Genomic DNA, 15,367 nt, shown 5'->3' on the forward strand with positions numbered 1-15,367 from the left:
CGCGAGAGAGCGAAGACGTGAAGACGCGAAGGGAACGGCGCGAAGGGAACGGCGCGAAGGCGCACGAAGGACGCGAGGCGCGCCGGGCGCGCGGGACGCGGGGGAAACCGCGCAGGGAGTCAGCTCAACAGGAAGAGGACCACACTCGACCGAAGTCGATGTGGGAGCGCGTGACCAGCCACTGCTGCGGATGCATGGCCCAAGTGGAACAGGCATCCGTTTCCGCGTCAACTGCGCTGAGACGTACTGCTCACAGTGCGGACAAGCTTGACAACCTCCAGCACCCACCGCATAGCCTCGGGAGCGGAAGCCGTGCTGAGGGGCTCGGTTCCGCACCACCCGCGCCAAGCGTCCGTGAAGGCCTTTCCCGTGTTCGATCCCTGTATCCACGGAGCCTTCGCATGTCCCTCACCCTCCCCAAACGCCCGTCCACGGCGACCGACGACGGCGCTCCCGAAACCCCGCGCATAGTCCCCGCACGCCGAACAGGACAGCGCATCACGGCAGTTGCCGTCCTGGTGCTGCTCGGTCTCGCGCTCAACTCCGTCGTGCGCAACGAGGCCTTCCAGTGGGGCGTGGTCGCCGACTACTTCGCCACCACCGCCGTCCTGCGCGGGCTCTGGCTCACCGTGTGGCTCACCGCCGTCGTCATGGCCCTCGGCTTCGCGCTCGGCACGCTCCTCGCGGTCCTGCGCCTCTCCGCCAACCCCGTTCTGCGGGCGGTGAGTTGGGGGTACGTCTGGCTGTTCCGCTCGACGCCGATCCTGGTGCAGCTGCTCTTCTGGTTCAACATCGGGGCGCTGTACCCGCACATCCTCGGGGTGCGCACGGTCGACCTGATGGGCCCGGTGACCGTCGCCGTCGTCGGACTCACCCTGCACGAGGCCGCCTACGCCGCCGAAGTCGTGCGCGGCGGCATCCTCTCGGTCCCGCGCGGCCAGCTGGAGGCCGCGCAGTCGCTCGGCCTGAGCCGCTCGCGCCGGCTGCGCCGCATCGTGCTTCCGCAGGCCATGCGCTCCATCGTGCCGCCCGCCGGGAACATGCTGATCGGCACCCTCAAGGGCACCTCGATCGTCTCCATCATCGCCGTCAACGACCTTCTGTACTCGACCCAGTTGATCTACCACCGGACCTACCAGGTGGTCCCGCTCCTCCTCGTCGCCACCCTCTGGTACGTCGTGGTGACCTCGGTCCTTTCGGTGGCCCAGTACTACGTCGAGCGGTACTACGCCCGCGGCTCGGCGGACGCCCGGTGAACGCCTCGATCGTCGTGGTCGGAGCGGGACCGCGGGGGACCGGGTTCCTGGAGCGGCTCGCCGCCAACCTGCCCCTGCTGTACGGGGACGAGCCCCTGGACGTCCATCTGGTGGACCCGCATCCCGCCGGCGGCGGACGGATCTGGCGGGCCGACCAGTCGCCGCTGCTGTGGATGAACTCCATGGCCGAGGACGTCACCATGTTCACCGACGACACCGTCCAGCAGGAGGGTCCGGTCCGCCCCGGTCCCACCCTCGCCGAGTGGTCCGGTCTGGACGCCCGGACCTTCCCCAGCCGGCGGGCCCAGGGCGCGTACCTGCGCTGGGTGTACGAGGATGCCGTGGCCGCGCTGCCGCCCAGCGTCACCGTGCACGAGCACCGCACCCGCGCCACCCGGGTCGGCGGGCCGCGCGCAGGGCGCCAGCAGGTGTGGCTGGAGGGCCGGGGCGAGCCGCTCCTCGCCGACCTGGTCGTCCTGGCCCTCGGCCACCTGGACGCCGAACTCGACGCGGAACAGCATGAGTTGGCCGACTTCGCGGCACGCCACGGCCTGCTGCACCTGCCGCCCGCCTTCACCGCCGACAGCGACCTGTCGGCGGTGCGGCCCGGCGAGACGGTCATCGTGCGGGGCTTCGGGCTCGCCTTCGTCGACCTCATGGCCCTGCTCACCGAAGGACGCGGCGGCCGCTACGACGCGGACGGCGCCTACCGCCCCTCGGGCCGGGAGCCCGTGCTGTACGTCGGCTCCCGGCGGGGCGTCCCCTACCACTCCAAGATCGGCTACACCTGGACCGGCGAACGGCCCCCGCTGCCCCGCTTCTTCGGCCCCGCCGAGGTCGACGCCCTGCTCGCCCGCCCTCACCGGCCCGACTTCCGCCGCGACATCTGGCCCCTGATCGACAAGGAGCTGGGCTTCGCCCACTACCACCGCCTCTTCGCCGCCCACCCCGAACGCACCGCCGTCAACTGGGCCGACTTCGAGGAGAAGTACGCCGCGGCCGACCCCGGCAGCCCCGAGCTCCAGGCGCTGGTCGCGGCCTCCGTACCCGACCCCGCCGACCGCCTCGACCTCGAAGCGCTCGACCACCCGCTCGACGGGCTGCGCTTCGGCTCGTACGCGAGCCTCCAGGACGGGCTGCGGACGTACATCCAGAACGATCTGACACGACGTCATGATCCGTCCTGGAGTCCGGACTTGGCCGTGTTCCTCGGGCTGCTCTCGGTCTACGGGCAGCTGCAGCGGATCGGGGACGTCGGCGGCTGGTGGCACGGCTTCTTCAGCTTCCTCGCCTCCGGCCCGCCCGGGCCCCGGCTGCGGCAGCTGCTGGCCCTGTCCGACGCGGGCGTCGTACGGTTCCTCGGCGCGGGCGTCACCGTCGAGGCCGACGAGGGGGCCGGGGTCTTCCGGGCGGGCAGCGCGAGCGTGCCCGGGCAGTGGATCGAGGCGGCGACGCTCATCGAGGCCCGGCTCCCCGAACCCAGCGCGGAACGCCCGGGAAGCCCCCTGCTGCGCGCGCTGTACGAGGAGGGGGCGGCCGCCGCCGACACCGGCCTGCTCCAGGTGGACCCCGCCGACGGGCGTGTCGTCGGACGCGACGGACAGCCCCATCCGCGCCGGTTCGCGCTCGGCCCCTTCACCGTCGCCCGGGCCTCGGGGGCGTTCACCAGGCCACGCACCGGAGGCGCCGCGTTCCGGCAGAACGACGCCACGGCCCGCGCCGCGCTGCGCTTCCTGCGCGATCTCGCGTGTCGTCCCGTCAGCGCCTGACCGCCGTCCGCCCGCCGCCCCGCGTTTCCGAAGGACCCCCATGTCTCTCACCAGCGATCCACCCCTCGCCGATGCCCCACCCGCCCCGCGGCCCGACTACGCCTCGCTCACCGTGGTGCCCGTGCGCCGGCCCTGGCGCTGGGTCGCGGTCGCCGTCACCGCGGTGCTCGTCGCCCAGTTCGGGCACGGGCTGCTCACCAACCCGGCCTGGGAGTGGGACGTCTTCGCCCGCTTCTTCACCACCGAGACCATCCTCAAGGCCGTCTGGATCACCCTTCAGCTGACCTTCTACGGAACGGCCCTCGGCTTCGCCATCGGCGTCGTCCTCGCCTTCATGCGCCTGTCGGGCAGCCGGTTCCTGCGGGCGGTCGCCTTCGGCTACATCTGGGCGTTCCGCTCGATCCCGCTGATCGTGCAGCTCCTGTTCTGGTTCAACCTCGCCTACCTGTACAAGGAGTTGACGTTCGGCGTGCCCTTCGGGCCGGGCTTCTTCACCTTCGACACGGTGGGGCTCGTCGGCGCGATGAGCGCGGCCGTCCTCGGGCTCGCCCTGCACCAGGCGGCGTACGCGGCCGAGATCGTGCGCGGCGGCGTACTGGCCGTCGACAGCGGCCAGTTGGAGGCGGCGGCCGCCCTCGGCATCCCGCGCCTTCGCCAGATCCGGCGGATCGTGCTGCCGCAGGCGATGCGCTCGATCCTGCCGAACGCCGCCAACGAGATCATCTCGCTCTTCAAGGGCACCTCGATCGTCTCCGTCATGGCGATCGGCGAGCTCTTCTACCAGGTCCAGGTCATCTACGGCCGCAACGGCAGGGTCGTGCCGCTCCTGATGGTCGCCACCGTCTGGTACGTGCTGCTCACCACCGTGCTCTCCGTCCTCCAGCACTACGTCGAACGCCACTACGCGAAGGGGGCCACCCGATGAGCACCGCCATGGTCGAAGTCCGGTCCGTGCACAAGAGCTTCGGCTCCCTCGAAGTCCTGCGGGGCGTCGACCTCGACGTGCGGGCCGGCGAGGTCACCGTCGTCCTCGGGCCCTCCGGCTCCGGCAAGTCGACGCTGCTGCGCACCATCAACCACCTGGAGAAGGTGGACAGCGGCTGGATCACCGTCGACGGCACGCTCGTCGGCTACCGCCGCTCCGGTGACAAGCTGTACGAGCTGCGCGAGCGCGAGGTGCTGAAGCAGCGCACCCAGATCGGCTTCGTCTTCCAGAACTTCAACCTCTTCCCGCACCTCACCGTCCTCGACAACGTCGTCGAGGCACCGGTGGCCGCCCTCAAGCGGCCGCGCAAGGACGCGGTGGCCGCGGCACAGAAGCTGCTCGCCCGGGTGGGCCTGTCCGACAAGGCGGAGGCGTACCCCAAGCAGCTCTCCGGCGGACAGCAGCAGCGCGTCGCCATCGCCCGCGCGCTCGCCCTCGAACCCAAGCTGCTGCTCTTCGACGAGCCGACCTCCGCCCTCGACCCCGAGCTGGTGGGTGAAGTCCTCGACGTCATCAAGGACTTGGCCGCGTCCGGCACCACGATGATCGTCGTCACCCACGAGATCGGCTTCGCCCGCGAGGTCGCCGACACCGTCGTCTTCATGGACGGCGGGGCGATCGTCGAGCAGGGCCCGCCCGCCGAGGTCCTCGACGCCCCGCGCCACGAGCGCACCCGCGCCTTCCTTTCCAAGGTGCTGTGATGTCCCTCTTCCTCAGGAGAACGTACGTGTCCACGCGCCGCACCCTCGCCGCCCTCGTCGCCACGATCGCCACCGCCGGGCTCCTCGCCGGCTGCGGCTCCGGGGACACCGCCACCGCCGACGAAGTCGCCCCCAAGGGCGCCAAGGGCACCGGCATCAACCTCGGCCCGGACCAGAAGCGCGTCAGGGAGCAGAAGGTCGACGCGATCGCCGCCAAGCTCCCGGCGGCCGTGCGCGGCCGCGGCACCCTCACCGTGGGCGTGGCGACCGGTTCGGTGCCGCCGCTCAGCTTCTACGCCACCGACGACAAGACGCCCATCGGCGTCGAGCTGGACATCGCCACGCTGGTCGCGGACACCCTCGGCGTGCAGGCCAAGTTCCAGCCGGTCTCCTGGGAGAACCTCTTCGTCGGCCTCGACAGCGGCAAGTTCGACGGGGTGTTCTCCAACGTCACCGTGACCGAGGAGCGCAAGGAGAAGTACGACTTCGCCACCTACCGCAAGGACCAGCTCGCCTTCGAGACGAAGAAGGGCGCCGGCTGGAAGGTCAACGGGCCGCGGGACGTGGCGGGGAAGACGATCGCGGTGTCCTCGGGCACCAACCAGGAGAAGATCCTCCTCGACTGGAGCGCTCAGGACGTCAAGGCCGGGCTGGGGCCGGTGAACGTGAAGTACTACCAGACGGCCACGGACTACTACCTGGCCCTCCAGTCCGGCCGCATCGACGCCTACCTCGGGCCCAACCCGTCGGCCGCCTACCACGTGGCGTCGGCCGGACAGACCGAGATCGCCGGGACGTACTCCGGAGGCGGAGCGGGACTCCAGGGGGAGATCGCCGCGACGACGAAGAAGGGCAGCGGCCTGGTCGAGGCGTATGCCGCGGCCCTCGACCACGTCATCCAGGACGGGTCCTACGCGAAGGTGCTCGCGCGCTGGGGGCTCTCCGGGGAGGCCGTCGCGCGCTCGGAGATCAACCCGCCGGGCCTGCCCAAGCCCACGTCCTGACCCGGGGCGCCGCCGCCAGGAGCGGCGGCGCACCCGCAGCCCCTCACGCGAAAGGCCCCTCCATGCCCGCACCCCCCGTCCGCAGCCCCGTGCACCTGGCCGCCTCCCTCGACGGGGGCGGGCACTACGAGGCCGGGCACTTCACCGCCCTCGCGCGGCTCGCCGAACAGGGCACGCTCGACTTCGTCACGCTCGGGGACTCCTTCACGCGGCCCGGCCTCGACGCGCTCGCGGTCCTGGCCCGGGTCGCCCCCGCCACCGAGCGCATCGGGCTCGTGCCGGTCGTGAACACCACCCACACCGAGCCGTTCCACGTGTCCTCCGCCGTCGCGACGCTCGACTGGGTGAGCCGGGGCCGGGCCGGCTGGAGCCCCGAGGTGTCCACCACGGAGGCCGAGGCCCGCCTCTTCGGCCGCCGGCCCGCCGTCCGCAGCGCCGAGGCATGGCACGAGGCACGCGAAGTCGCCGATGTGGCGGCCAAGTTGTGGGACTCCTGGGAGGACGACGCCGAGATACGCGACGAGGCGACCGGGCGCTTCATCGACCGGGACAAACTGCACTACGTGGACTTCGAGGGCCGCGCCTTCACGGTGCGCGGCCCCGCCATCGTGCCCCGGCCGCCCCAGGGCCACCCCGTCACCGTCATCGACGCGACCGCCGCCGACCCGAGGGCCGCCGCCGTACGGCACGCCGACGTCGCCCTGATCCGCACCCAGGACCCGCTCGCCGCGCGCACCGCACGCGAGGAACTGCGCGACCGGGCCCGCGCACACGGCCGGGACCCGGAGCGGCTGCGGGTGCTCGGCTCGATCCCGGTCGCCCTGGAAACCACCGCGGACGCCGTCGAACTGGCCGGGCTCATCGGCGACTGGCACGACGAACGGGCCGTCGACGGCTTCCATCTGCGCCTCGCCGACCCCGAACGCGACCTCGCGCTCATCGTGAAGGCCACCGTCCCCGTCCTCCAGCACCGCTGTCTGCTGCGGCGCTTCTATCCGGGCGCCACGCTGCGCGAACACCTGGGCCTCGCACGGCCCGTCAACCAGTACGCCACCGCCGGGGGGATCCGCCATGGCCACGGGTAGGAACACGACCACGGGCAGGAAACAGATCCACCTCGCCGCCCACTTCCCCGGCGTCAACAACACCACCGTCTGGGCCGATCCGCGCTCCCGTTCACAGATCGACTTCTCCTCCTTCGAACACCTCGCGCGCACCGCCGAACGCGGCAGGTTCGACTTCTTCTTCCTGGCCGAGGGGCTCAGGCTGCGCGAGCACAAGGGCCGTGTCCACGACCTGGACGTGGTCGGCCGCCCCGAGTCGATCACCCTGCTCAACGCCCTGGCCGCCGTCACCGACTGGCTGGGGCTCGCCGCCACCGTGAACGCGACCTTCAACGAGCCGTACGAGACCGCCCGCCGCTTCGCCTCGCTCGACCACCTCAGCGGCGGCCGGGCCGCCTGGAACGTGGTCACCTCGCCCGACGCCTTCACCGGCGAGAACTTCCGCCGCGGCGGCTACCTGGACCGCGCGGACCGCTACAGCCGCGCCGCCGAATTCCTCTCCACCGCAAGGGAGTTGTGGGACTCCTGGCCGGAGGGCGAGGCGCCGAAGCCGTTCGTCCACCACGGGCGGCACTTCTCCGTCGAGGGCCGGTTCGGGGTGCCGCGCTCCCCGCAGGGGCACCCGGTCGTCATCCAGGCGGGCGACTCCGGCGAGGGCCGCGAGTTCGCGGCCTCGGCCGCCGACGTCGTCTTCACCCGGCACGGCACCCTGGAGGCGGGCCGCGCCTTCTACGCCGACGTCAAGGGGCGCCTCGCCCGCCACGGCAGGGAGCCCGACGACCTCAAGATCATGCCCGGGGTCACCGTCGTCCTCGGCGACACGGCCGCCGAGGCGCAGGAGAAGGCCGCCGAGATCCGCCAGCAGCAGGTCTCCCCGCAGAACGCCATCCTCGCCCTCGAACAGGTCTGGGGCCGCGACCTGTCCGCCTACGACCCCGACGGGCCGCTGCCCGCCATCGACCCCGACCCGGAGTCCGCGCTGGTCCAGGGCCGGGTGAAAATCACCAACGCCCAGGAGACCGCGGACAAGTGGCGCGCCCTGTCCGAGGCGAAGGGGCTCTCCATCCGGCAGACCGTCATCGAGAACACCGGCCGCCAGTCCTTCATCGGCACCCCCGCCGCCGTCGCCGCCGAGCTCGACACGTTCGTGCGGAGCGACGCCGCCGACGGCTTCATCCTCGTCCCCCACCTCACCCCCGGCGGCCTGGACGACTTCGTCGACCACGTGGTGCCGCTGCTCCAGGAACGCGGCGCGTACCGCACGGAATACACCGGAACGACGCTGCGCTCGCACCTCGGGCTGCGCCATCCGGTATGGAAAGGTTGATCGCATGAGCACGCAAGCACACAAGGGCCCCGGGTCCGACCACGAGCTCGCCTGGAAGAAGTGGCACGAGCACCGCCTCGCGACGGTCTCCGCGCCGTACGGGCCGCTCGCCCTGACCGCCACCCACTGGCTCGCGGACGGCGTGCCCGAGGAGTTCGGACAGTGGCGCGAGGACGGTGACGAGGTGGTCGTGACCGCTGCCGCCGAGCACCAAGTGACCCTGGACGGCGGCCCGTTGACGGGCGAGGCCCGGCTCGGCGCGGACTCCGGCCCGGTGGACGGCTCCCGGCTCGCGCAGGGGCACCGCCGGCTCGTGGTGCTGCGCCGCGAGGGGCTGTGGGCGGTCCGGGTGTGGGACCCGGAGTCCCCGGCACGCCGGTCCTTCGCGGGCATCGAGGCCGCCGAGTACGAGGAGCGGTTCCGCCTGCCCGGCACCTTCCGCCCGTACGAGGGGCGGCAGGTGAGGGTGCCCAACGCCGACGGGGTCGAGCGCGGGCTCGAACTGGCCGGGGAGATCGCCTTCACGCTCGGCGGCCAGGAGCACACCCTTCAGGTCTCGGTCGAGGCCGACGGTTCGCTGTGGGCCGTGTTCGCCGACGGCACCAGCGGGAAGTCCACCTTCCGGTTCCGCTTCCTGCGGCCCGAGGCGCCCGCCGCCGACCACTCGGTGACCGTCGACTTCAACCGCGCCCAACTGCCGCCCTGCGCCTTCGCGGACCACTTCATCTGCCCCTTCCCGCCCCCGGGCAACACCCTCCCCATCGATGTTCCGGCGGGGGAGCGCACCATCCGCACCAACTGACCCCGGAGCGCACCCCCTCGCGGGCGCCCGGCCAAAAGGCCCCCTTGCGCGCCCCGGCCGGGCCCCCCAATACTCCTCCGCAGCGCTTGTCAGGAGCACGGCCGCACGACCTGTCGTGCGGCCGTGCTCCTCGGCTGCGCCTCACGGGGTCCCCCCACCCATGGGCCCCTCGATTCCCCTCGGGAGGAAAAGAAGTGAGGATCAAGCGCACCACCCCCACAGCCCCCTCCGGTCTCGCGAGACGCACCAGGCTCGCCGCCGTCGCCGCCGGCCTGCTCGCCGCGGCGGCCATCGCCGTCCCGCACGCCAGCGCCGCCCCCGCCCAGACCTTCGGCGCCGCCGCGCTGACCGCCGCGAGCGACGCCGTGCGCGGCGCGGACGTGGCCGGAACCGCCTGGAGCGTGGACAGCGCGAGCGGCGAGGTCGTCGTCACCGCCGACTCGACCGTCACGGCCGCCGACCTGGCGAAGATCAGGCACGAGGCCGGGCCCAACGCGGGCGCGATACGCATCGAGCGCACCCCCGGCAAGTTCACCAAACTGCTCTCCGGCGGCGACGCCATCTACACCACCAGCTGGCGCTGCTCCCTCGGCTTCAACGTCAAGAAGGGGTCCACCTACTACTTCCTGACGGCGGGTCACTGCACGGAGGGCAAGCCGAACTACTACACCAACTACTCGCACTCGACGAGCATCGGCCCGACGGTGGGCACCAGCTTCCCGGGCAACGACTACGGCCTCGTGCAGTACACCAACACCTCGCTCGCGCACCCGAGCGCGGTGGGCAGCCAGCAGATCACCAGCGCCGCCAATCCGACGGTCGGCCAGACGGTCACCCGGCGCGGCTCGACCACCGGCGTCCACAGCGGCAAGGTCACCGCGCTCAACCAGACGGTCAACTACGGCAGCGGCGACATCGTCTCCGGCCTGATCAAGACCACCGTGTGCGCCGAGCCCGGCGACTCCGGCGGCCCGCTGTACGCCGGTTCCACCGCCCTCGGCCTCACCTCGGGCGGCAGCGGGAACTGCACCTCCGGCGGCACCACGTTCTTCCAGCCGGTCGTCGAGGCCATGAACGCCTATGGCGTGACGCTGTTCTGACGGCTCATCACCCAGCTGTGGCCGCACGCGGCCCCGAGCCCCCGCCCGGGAACAACCGGACGGGGGCTTCCGGCTGGACGTGATGCGCGGTTTTGAGAGGATGTGCAAGGGCAGGACGGAATACGGGTCCGCCGATGACCCGCGCCGGACACACGGGGTGAGACGCATTGAAGCGCATCGGAGTGACCGGTCACCGGGACATCCCGCCCGAGGCCGTCGCGGAGATCCGCGACCGCCTGCGCGCGCTGCTGTGCGGCCACGACGGCTCGCTCGAAGCGCTGTCCAGCCTGGCCACCGGCGCCGATCAGCTCTTCGCCGCGATCGCCCTGGAGTGCGGCGCCGCCCTCACCGTGGTGATCCCCAGCGGTGACTACGAGACGGGCTTCGCGGACGCCGCCGAACTGGCCCGCTATCGGGGCCTGAAACGCCGGGCCAGCCAGGAGGTCGACCTCGGCTACCCGCACTCCACGGACGAGGCGTACTACGCCGCCGGCGCCTACATCGCGGACAACTGCGACCGGCTCGTCGCCGTCTGGGACGGGCTGCCCGCCCGGGGCCTCGGCGGCACCGGCGACATCGTGCGCTACGCCCGCAGCCTCGGCCGGCCCGTCACGGTCATCTGGCGCGACGGAGTCCGCCGGGCGTAAGGCGTTTTCGCGTCAACTCCGCAGCCGGGCAAGCCAGTCGGTGTGCTGCGGCGAGACGATCCGCTCGGTCTCGTACACGGCCTGCGGCCACTGCCGCTCGGTCACCATATTCTCCATCGCCACGTGCATCTCCATCAGGTCCTGCTCCACCAGCGAGTGCGCCGAGATCAACGGCTGGTGGCGGCGGATCTCGCTCCAGGCGAGACAGGCCGCGGCCGCGGCCGAGAGCAGGCCCGCCGTGTTCGCCCGCTGTGCGACCGAGAAGGTCTGCAGGACGGCGAAGAACAGGGCGAGCAGCGTGAGCAGCGTGATCGCCGTCGACCACAGCCGGGTGGCCCGCCGCGAGGTCTCCTGGCGGCGCCGGTACCAGTTGCGCTGCTCGATGAGCCGGTCGCGTACGTAGGTCTCCTTGCGGACGTTGAACGACTTGGCCCGTAACTCCCGCATGCTCGGGGTGACGAGCCCCCCGGCGGCGGGCCCGCCCTCGTCGCGGGGGTCGCGCCAGCCGACCTTCTTCAGTTCGCGCAGGCCCTCCTCGACCCGGGCGACGAACAGGCCGTCCGGATCGGGGGCGGCCAGGTCGAAGGGGGCCCCGTGCACGGCGTAGCGCCAGCACATCGACTTGATGAACTCGGCGGCGGACCGGTTGAGTTGCCAGTGTGAGGCGGCATGGCGCCTGGCCGCGCCGAAGGCGGCCAGCAGCACCCCGGCATAGGCGAGCGCGCTCACCGCGCCGAGCAGCTGGAAGCCGTCGCCGACGCGGACCTGGGGCAGCGCGGCGGCGGCCGCGCCGACGACCAGGAGCGAGAGCTGGGTGCGGGTCAGCTTGACCGCCGACTGCTGCCGGCCGATCGCCAGCGCGTCCGCGTGGTGGAAGAGGCCCGGCAGATCAGCGTTCCGGAAGACCATGCTCTGCAGTGGGCCGGGAATCGCCGTCACATGCACCCCCGTCTGCGGTTATACCTGAATTCCCTGCCGAGGGCGGCAGTTGTGCGCTCCCTTTGCGCACTCCATCCCCCGGTGGGGATGAGAGTAAAGTCGTCCTGCCGACACTGCAACGGTGCATGTGCCGGTGCCACTGTCCACGCGCGGTTATCACTCACCCCAGGGACGAACGTGAAAACCTCCGTAAACGCAGTCTCATTCAGCACCGTGAAGAAGGACCGGGTGTCGCTGGCCGAACTGGCCGCGAAGGGTATGGACCCGGCCGCCGAGAGAAGGATCGCCAGGGTGGTGTCCGCCTCGGGCGACCGCCCGCCCATGGAAGGCGCGTCGTTCAACTCCGCTCTGTGACAGGCGAGTTGACTGTCCTCCCCGCCGGGTGCCCGGCGGGGAACGGGTGACGGGCGGGCCGTACGGGGACGTTCGGGCGGCGAGCGGAAGAACTCCCGGACCGGGCGCCCCAATTCGCGTTCTCGCTAAACTGGCGCAATGACAGGACCCCTGGTCCCATTCCGCGAGATCGTACTGAAGGTGCACAGCAGGTGCGATCTTGCCTGCGATCACTGCTATGTGTACGAAGCCGGAGACCAGACCTGGCGCGAACAGCCCCGGGCGGTCTCCGACCACGTCATTTCCCGCACCGCGCGACGGCTGGCCGAGCACGCCGAAAAACACCGTCTGCCGTCCGTCTCGGTGATTCTGCACGGCGGCGAGCCCCTGCTCGCCGGCCCCCGGCGGCTGCGGCGCGTCTGCGAGGAGCTGACCGCCGCCGTCGCCCCGGTCGCGGAACTCGATCTGCGCATCCACACCAACGGCGTGCTCCTCGGTCCGCCCTACCTCGACCTGTTCGAGGAGTACGGCGTGAAGGTCGGCATCTCCCTCGACGGCGACCGCGCCGCCAACGACCGCCACCGGCGCTTCGCCGACGGCCGCAGCAGCCACCCCCAGGTCCTGGCCGCCGTCGCCCTGCTCCAACAGCCGCGCTACCGGCCGCTGTTCCTCGGCCTGCTCTGCACCGTCGACCTCGCCAACGACCCCGTCGCCGTGCACGACGCCCTGATGGCGCTCGACCCGCCCCGCATCGACTACCTGCTGCCGCACGCCACCTGGCAGACCCCGCCCGCGCGGCCGGGGGAGGCCGCGGCGCCCTACGCGGACTGGCTGCTCGCGGTCTTCGACCGCTGGGACGAGCGGGGCAGGACCGTCCCGGTGCGGCTCTTCGACTCGGTGCTCTCCACTCTGCACGGCGGGCCCAGCCTCACCGAGTCCCTGGGCCTGGCCCCCGCCGACATCGTCGTGGTGGAGACCGACGGCTCCCTCGAACAGGTCGACTCCCTGAAAACGGCCTACGAGGGTGCCGCCGCCACCGGATTCTCCGTGTTCCGGGACGACCTCGACGCGGTCGCCGCCCACCCCGGCGTGCGGGCCCGCCAGCGCGGACTCGCCGGCGTGAGCGCGCGGTGCCGCCGCTGCCCCGTCGTCCGCTCCTGCGGAGGCGGCCACTACACCCACCGCTACAGCGCGGACCGGGGCTTCGACAACCCCTCGGTGTACTGCCCCGACCTGATGGCCCTGGTGCGCGGCATCGAGGCCCGCACGCCCGTCGCCGTACTCCCGGACGCCGGACAACTGGCCGTATCCGCACGGGAGTTGAACCGCCTCCTGCTCGCCCGGCTGCACACCGCGCTCGACGGGCGGGGCGGGGTCGAATGGGCCCGGATCTGGGAGCGCGCCACCTCCCTCGACGGCCCGGGGCTCGACGCCGCCCTGGCCACCCCGTACGCCCGGGGCTGGCTGCTCGATGCCCTGGAGGCGCTGGAGTCGGGGCGCCCCGGTGCCGGGACGACGGCCCGCCGCCTCGCCGCGTACACGGTCGCCGCGGCCGTGCGCGACGGTGTCCCGCTGACCCTGGCCGTCCCCTGGTCCGACGGCCGGCTGCACCTGCCGGCCCTGGGCGAACTTCGCCTGTCCGACCCCGGCACCGAAGGGGTCGCCGAGGTCACCGTGGGGAGCCCCGGCTTCTCGGTGCGGCACGCCCACACCGAGCACCACGTGCCCCACCCGGACCGGCCCGCCCTCCATTGGCGGCCGTTGACCAGGATCGACGGGCTGGTCCTCGACGACCTCGACCCCTACCGCGACTGCTTCGGCACCCCCGTGGCACCCCGGCTCGGGGCACGCGAGGCGGCGGAGTGGGGGCGCCGGGTGGCCCGCGCCCGCGCACGTCTGGCCGGGGCCGGCGCGCCCTGCGCACCGCCCGGCCCGCTCACCACCCTCACCCCGCTGGCCGGGGGAGCGGGACCGGTGGTGGGGCGGCACGGCTTCGGCGCGCTCGGCCTGCCCCCCGCCCTCACCGGCCGGGCGCTCGACGTCGCCCTGCTGCGCGGCGGGCGCGCGGCGACGCTGCGCGCCCTGCTCGACGTGGCGGACCTGTACGCCATGGACGGGGCGTGGAAGCATCCGACGCCCCGGGGGCCGCTCCCGGTCTCCCGGCTGCTCGCCGAGACGTACGAAGGGGTCGCGGTCGCCGCCTACCAGGGCGACGCACGGGCCCTGGCGGCACTCGGCCCGGCACTCGACTCCCTGGAGCGGGCGGCCGAACTCACCGTCACCGGAAGGCGCTTGGTCCAGGCCGTGCGCCAGGAGTGGGAAGAGGCATCGCGTGCCCGAGAACACCGCTGAGGACCGGGGGAAGCACACCGTGGGGGACCTGGGAGGCCAACTGCGCGCCCTCGGGGTGCGCGAGGGCGGCATCCTCCTGGTGCACGCCTCGCTGCGCGACACCGGGCTGCGCAGCGCCGTCCTCCTGGACGCGCTGCGCACGGTGCTCGGCCCCGAGGGGACGCTGGTGGTACCCGCGTTCACCCCCGAGAACTCCGACACGTCCCCGGCCCATCTGGCGCTCGTGCGGGACGCCCCCGACCCGGTGGCGTTCCGGGCCGCGATGCCGCCCTTCGACCCCGACCACACCCCGTCCCCGGGGACGGGCCGCCTCGCCGAGCGGGTCAGGACCACCGGGGGAGCCGTCCGCAGCGACCACCCGCAGACCTCCTTCGCGGCGCTCGGCGCCCGCGCCGCCGAGCTCATGAAGGGCCACGCCCTCGACTGCCACTTCGGCCCGGAGTCGCCCCTCGCCAAGCTCGTCGCGGCCGACGCCCAGGTCCTGCTCGTCAACGTGGGCTTCGCGGTGTGCTCCGCCTTCCACCACGCCGAATACCTGGTGCCCGCCGCCCCGACGCGCAGCTACCGGGCGGTGATCAGGGACGAGGCCGGCACCGCGATGTGGTTCGAGTACCAGGACGCCGCCCTCGACGACAGCGACTTCGCCCGCATCGGCGCCGACTTCCCCGCCGCGCACGTGTGTCACGGCCCGCTGGGACGCCGCACCGCCCGGCTCTTCCCGATCGGCGTGGCCGTCGAGCACGCGGCCGCCTGGATGGTCCGGCACCGGCACTGACCGGCAACCGCGAAGGGCGGTGGGAGCCCGTGAGCGACGGCCCGTACTTCTTTCCCCGGCCGCGCCCCCGCCGGCGGCGGCGCGGGCACCCCCGGGCAGCGCTGTGGTGGAGCACCACGCCGCGGGGCGCGGGGCCGAGTCCGCTGCCGGGGGTGCCGGGCAGCGGGAACACCGGGCTGCCCAGCGGGTCGCCGAACCGCTCGACCGCGAGCACCCGGCCGCCGGCCGTGCGCACCGCGGCCCCCTCACCCGGTCAGGGCCCTGACCGACGCTCCAGCCCGTCCGGCCGCGGCCTACTCGCGGGCAGGGGGCC

At 72.6% G+C, this 15,367-nt stretch carries 14 protein-coding genes; 13 read left to right on the plus strand and 1 reads right to left on the minus strand.

Annotation, left to right across the window (positions count from 1 at the left end):
• Nucleotides 1–401 precede the first annotated feature (401 nt).
• The 10 genes from ACFYZA_RS24285 (at nt 402) to ACFYZA_RS24330 (ending at nt 10,655) form a co-directional block, all read left to right on the plus strand.
• The gene (locus tag ACFYZA_RS24285; protein WP_382596685.1) at nt 402–1,256 is read left to right on the plus strand and encodes an amino acid ABC transporter permease; all 855 of its coding nucleotides are present in this window, start codon (nt 402–404) and stop codon (nt 1,254–1,256) included.
• A complete protein-coding gene (locus ACFYZA_RS24290; RefSeq protein WP_388492753.1) occupies nt 1,253–3,025 on the plus strand; it encodes an FAD/NAD(P)-binding protein in 1,773 nt (590 codons plus the stop codon). The genes ACFYZA_RS24285 and ACFYZA_RS24290 overlap by 4 nt, the downstream gene beginning before the upstream one ends.
• A gap of 40 nt (nt 3,026–3,065) precedes the next feature.
• Entirely contained in the window at nt 3,066–3,950 is an 885-nt protein-coding gene (locus tag ACFYZA_RS24295) for an amino acid ABC transporter permease (RefSeq protein WP_382596681.1), read from the plus strand.
• Nucleotides 3,947–4,711, plus strand: coding sequence for an amino acid ABC transporter ATP-binding protein (locus tag ACFYZA_RS24300; RefSeq protein ID WP_382596679.1), 765 nt, complete (start codon nt 3,947–3,949; stop codon nt 4,709–4,711). Before ACFYZA_RS24295 ends, ACFYZA_RS24300 begins: the two co-directional genes overlap by 4 nt.
• Before the next feature lie 26 nt (nt 4,712–4,737).
• Nucleotides 4,738–5,715 carry an ABC transporter substrate-binding protein gene (locus tag ACFYZA_RS24305; protein WP_388492755.1) on the plus strand — a complete coding sequence of 326 codons (978 nt, stop codon included), beginning with the start codon at nt 4,738–4,740 and terminating at the stop codon, nt 5,713–5,715.
• A gap of 62 nt (nt 5,716–5,777) precedes the next feature.
• The gene (locus ACFYZA_RS24310) at nt 5,778–6,800 is read left to right on the plus strand and encodes an LLM class flavin-dependent oxidoreductase (protein ID WP_382596675.1); all 1,023 of its coding nucleotides are present in this window, start codon (nt 5,778–5,780) and stop codon (nt 6,798–6,800) included.
• Nucleotides 6,787–8,106 carry an NtaA/DmoA family FMN-dependent monooxygenase gene (locus ACFYZA_RS24315; RefSeq protein WP_382596673.1) on the plus strand — a complete coding sequence of 440 codons (1,320 nt, stop codon included), beginning with the start codon at nt 6,787–6,789 and terminating at the stop codon, nt 8,104–8,106. The genes ACFYZA_RS24310 and ACFYZA_RS24315 overlap by 14 nt, the downstream gene beginning before the upstream one ends.
• 4 nt (nt 8,107–8,110) lie before the next feature.
• Nucleotides 8,111–8,908 carry a DUF1684 domain-containing protein gene (locus ACFYZA_RS24320; protein WP_382596671.1) on the plus strand — a complete coding sequence of 266 codons (798 nt, stop codon included), beginning with the start codon at nt 8,111–8,113 and terminating at the stop codon, nt 8,906–8,908.
• Nucleotides 8,909–9,102: 194 nt separating this feature from the next.
• Nucleotides 9,103–10,008: a S1 family peptidase gene (locus ACFYZA_RS24325; protein WP_388492757.1), complete on the plus strand. Its 906-nt coding sequence runs from the start codon at nt 9,103–9,105 to the stop codon at nt 10,006–10,008.
• A 167-nt stretch (nt 10,009–10,175) separates the two neighbouring features.
• The gene (locus ACFYZA_RS24330) at nt 10,176–10,655 is read left to right on the plus strand and encodes a hypothetical protein (protein ID WP_382592567.1); all 480 of its coding nucleotides are present in this window, start codon (nt 10,176–10,178) and stop codon (nt 10,653–10,655) included.
• Between the two features lie 12 nt (nt 10,656–10,667).
• Here ACFYZA_RS24330 and ACFYZA_RS24335 read toward each other — a convergent pair whose 3' ends face one another.
• Nucleotides 10,668–11,564 carry a DUF4231 domain-containing protein gene (locus ACFYZA_RS24335; protein WP_388492759.1) on the minus strand — a complete coding sequence of 299 codons (897 nt, stop codon included), beginning with the start codon at nt 11,562–11,564 and terminating at the stop codon, nt 10,668–10,670.
• A gap of 243 nt (nt 11,565–11,807) precedes the next feature.
• On the opposite strand from ACFYZA_RS24335, the gene ACFYZA_RS24340 reads away from it, so the two are divergent.
• From ACFYZA_RS24340 to ACFYZA_RS24350, 3 genes are all read left to right on the plus strand, one after another.
• A complete protein-coding gene (locus ACFYZA_RS24340; RefSeq protein WP_382592573.1) occupies nt 11,808–11,948 on the plus strand; it encodes a hypothetical protein in 141 nt (46 codons plus the stop codon).
• 138 nt (nt 11,949–12,086) lie between these two features.
• Complete coding sequence (gene fxsBH, locus ACFYZA_RS24345) at nt 12,087–14,279, plus strand: radical SAM/SPASM protein FxsBH, inactivated beta-hydroxylase extension form (RefSeq protein WP_388492761.1); 2,193 nt, start codon at nt 12,087–12,089, stop codon at nt 14,277–14,279.
• On the plus strand, nt 14,260–15,054 hold the full coding sequence (locus ACFYZA_RS24350; protein WP_388492762.1) for an aminoglycoside N(3)-acetyltransferase: 795 nt from the start codon (nt 14,260–14,262) through the stop codon (nt 15,052–15,054). Before fxsBH ends, ACFYZA_RS24350 begins: the two co-directional genes overlap by 20 nt.
• Nucleotides 15,055–15,367: the final 313 nt, after the last annotated feature.

Origin of the sequence: Streptomyces sp. NPDC001828 (assembly GCF_042892175.1) — a bacterium.
Classification (GTDB): domain Bacteria; phylum Actinomycetota; class Actinomycetes; order Streptomycetales; family Streptomycetaceae; genus Streptomyces.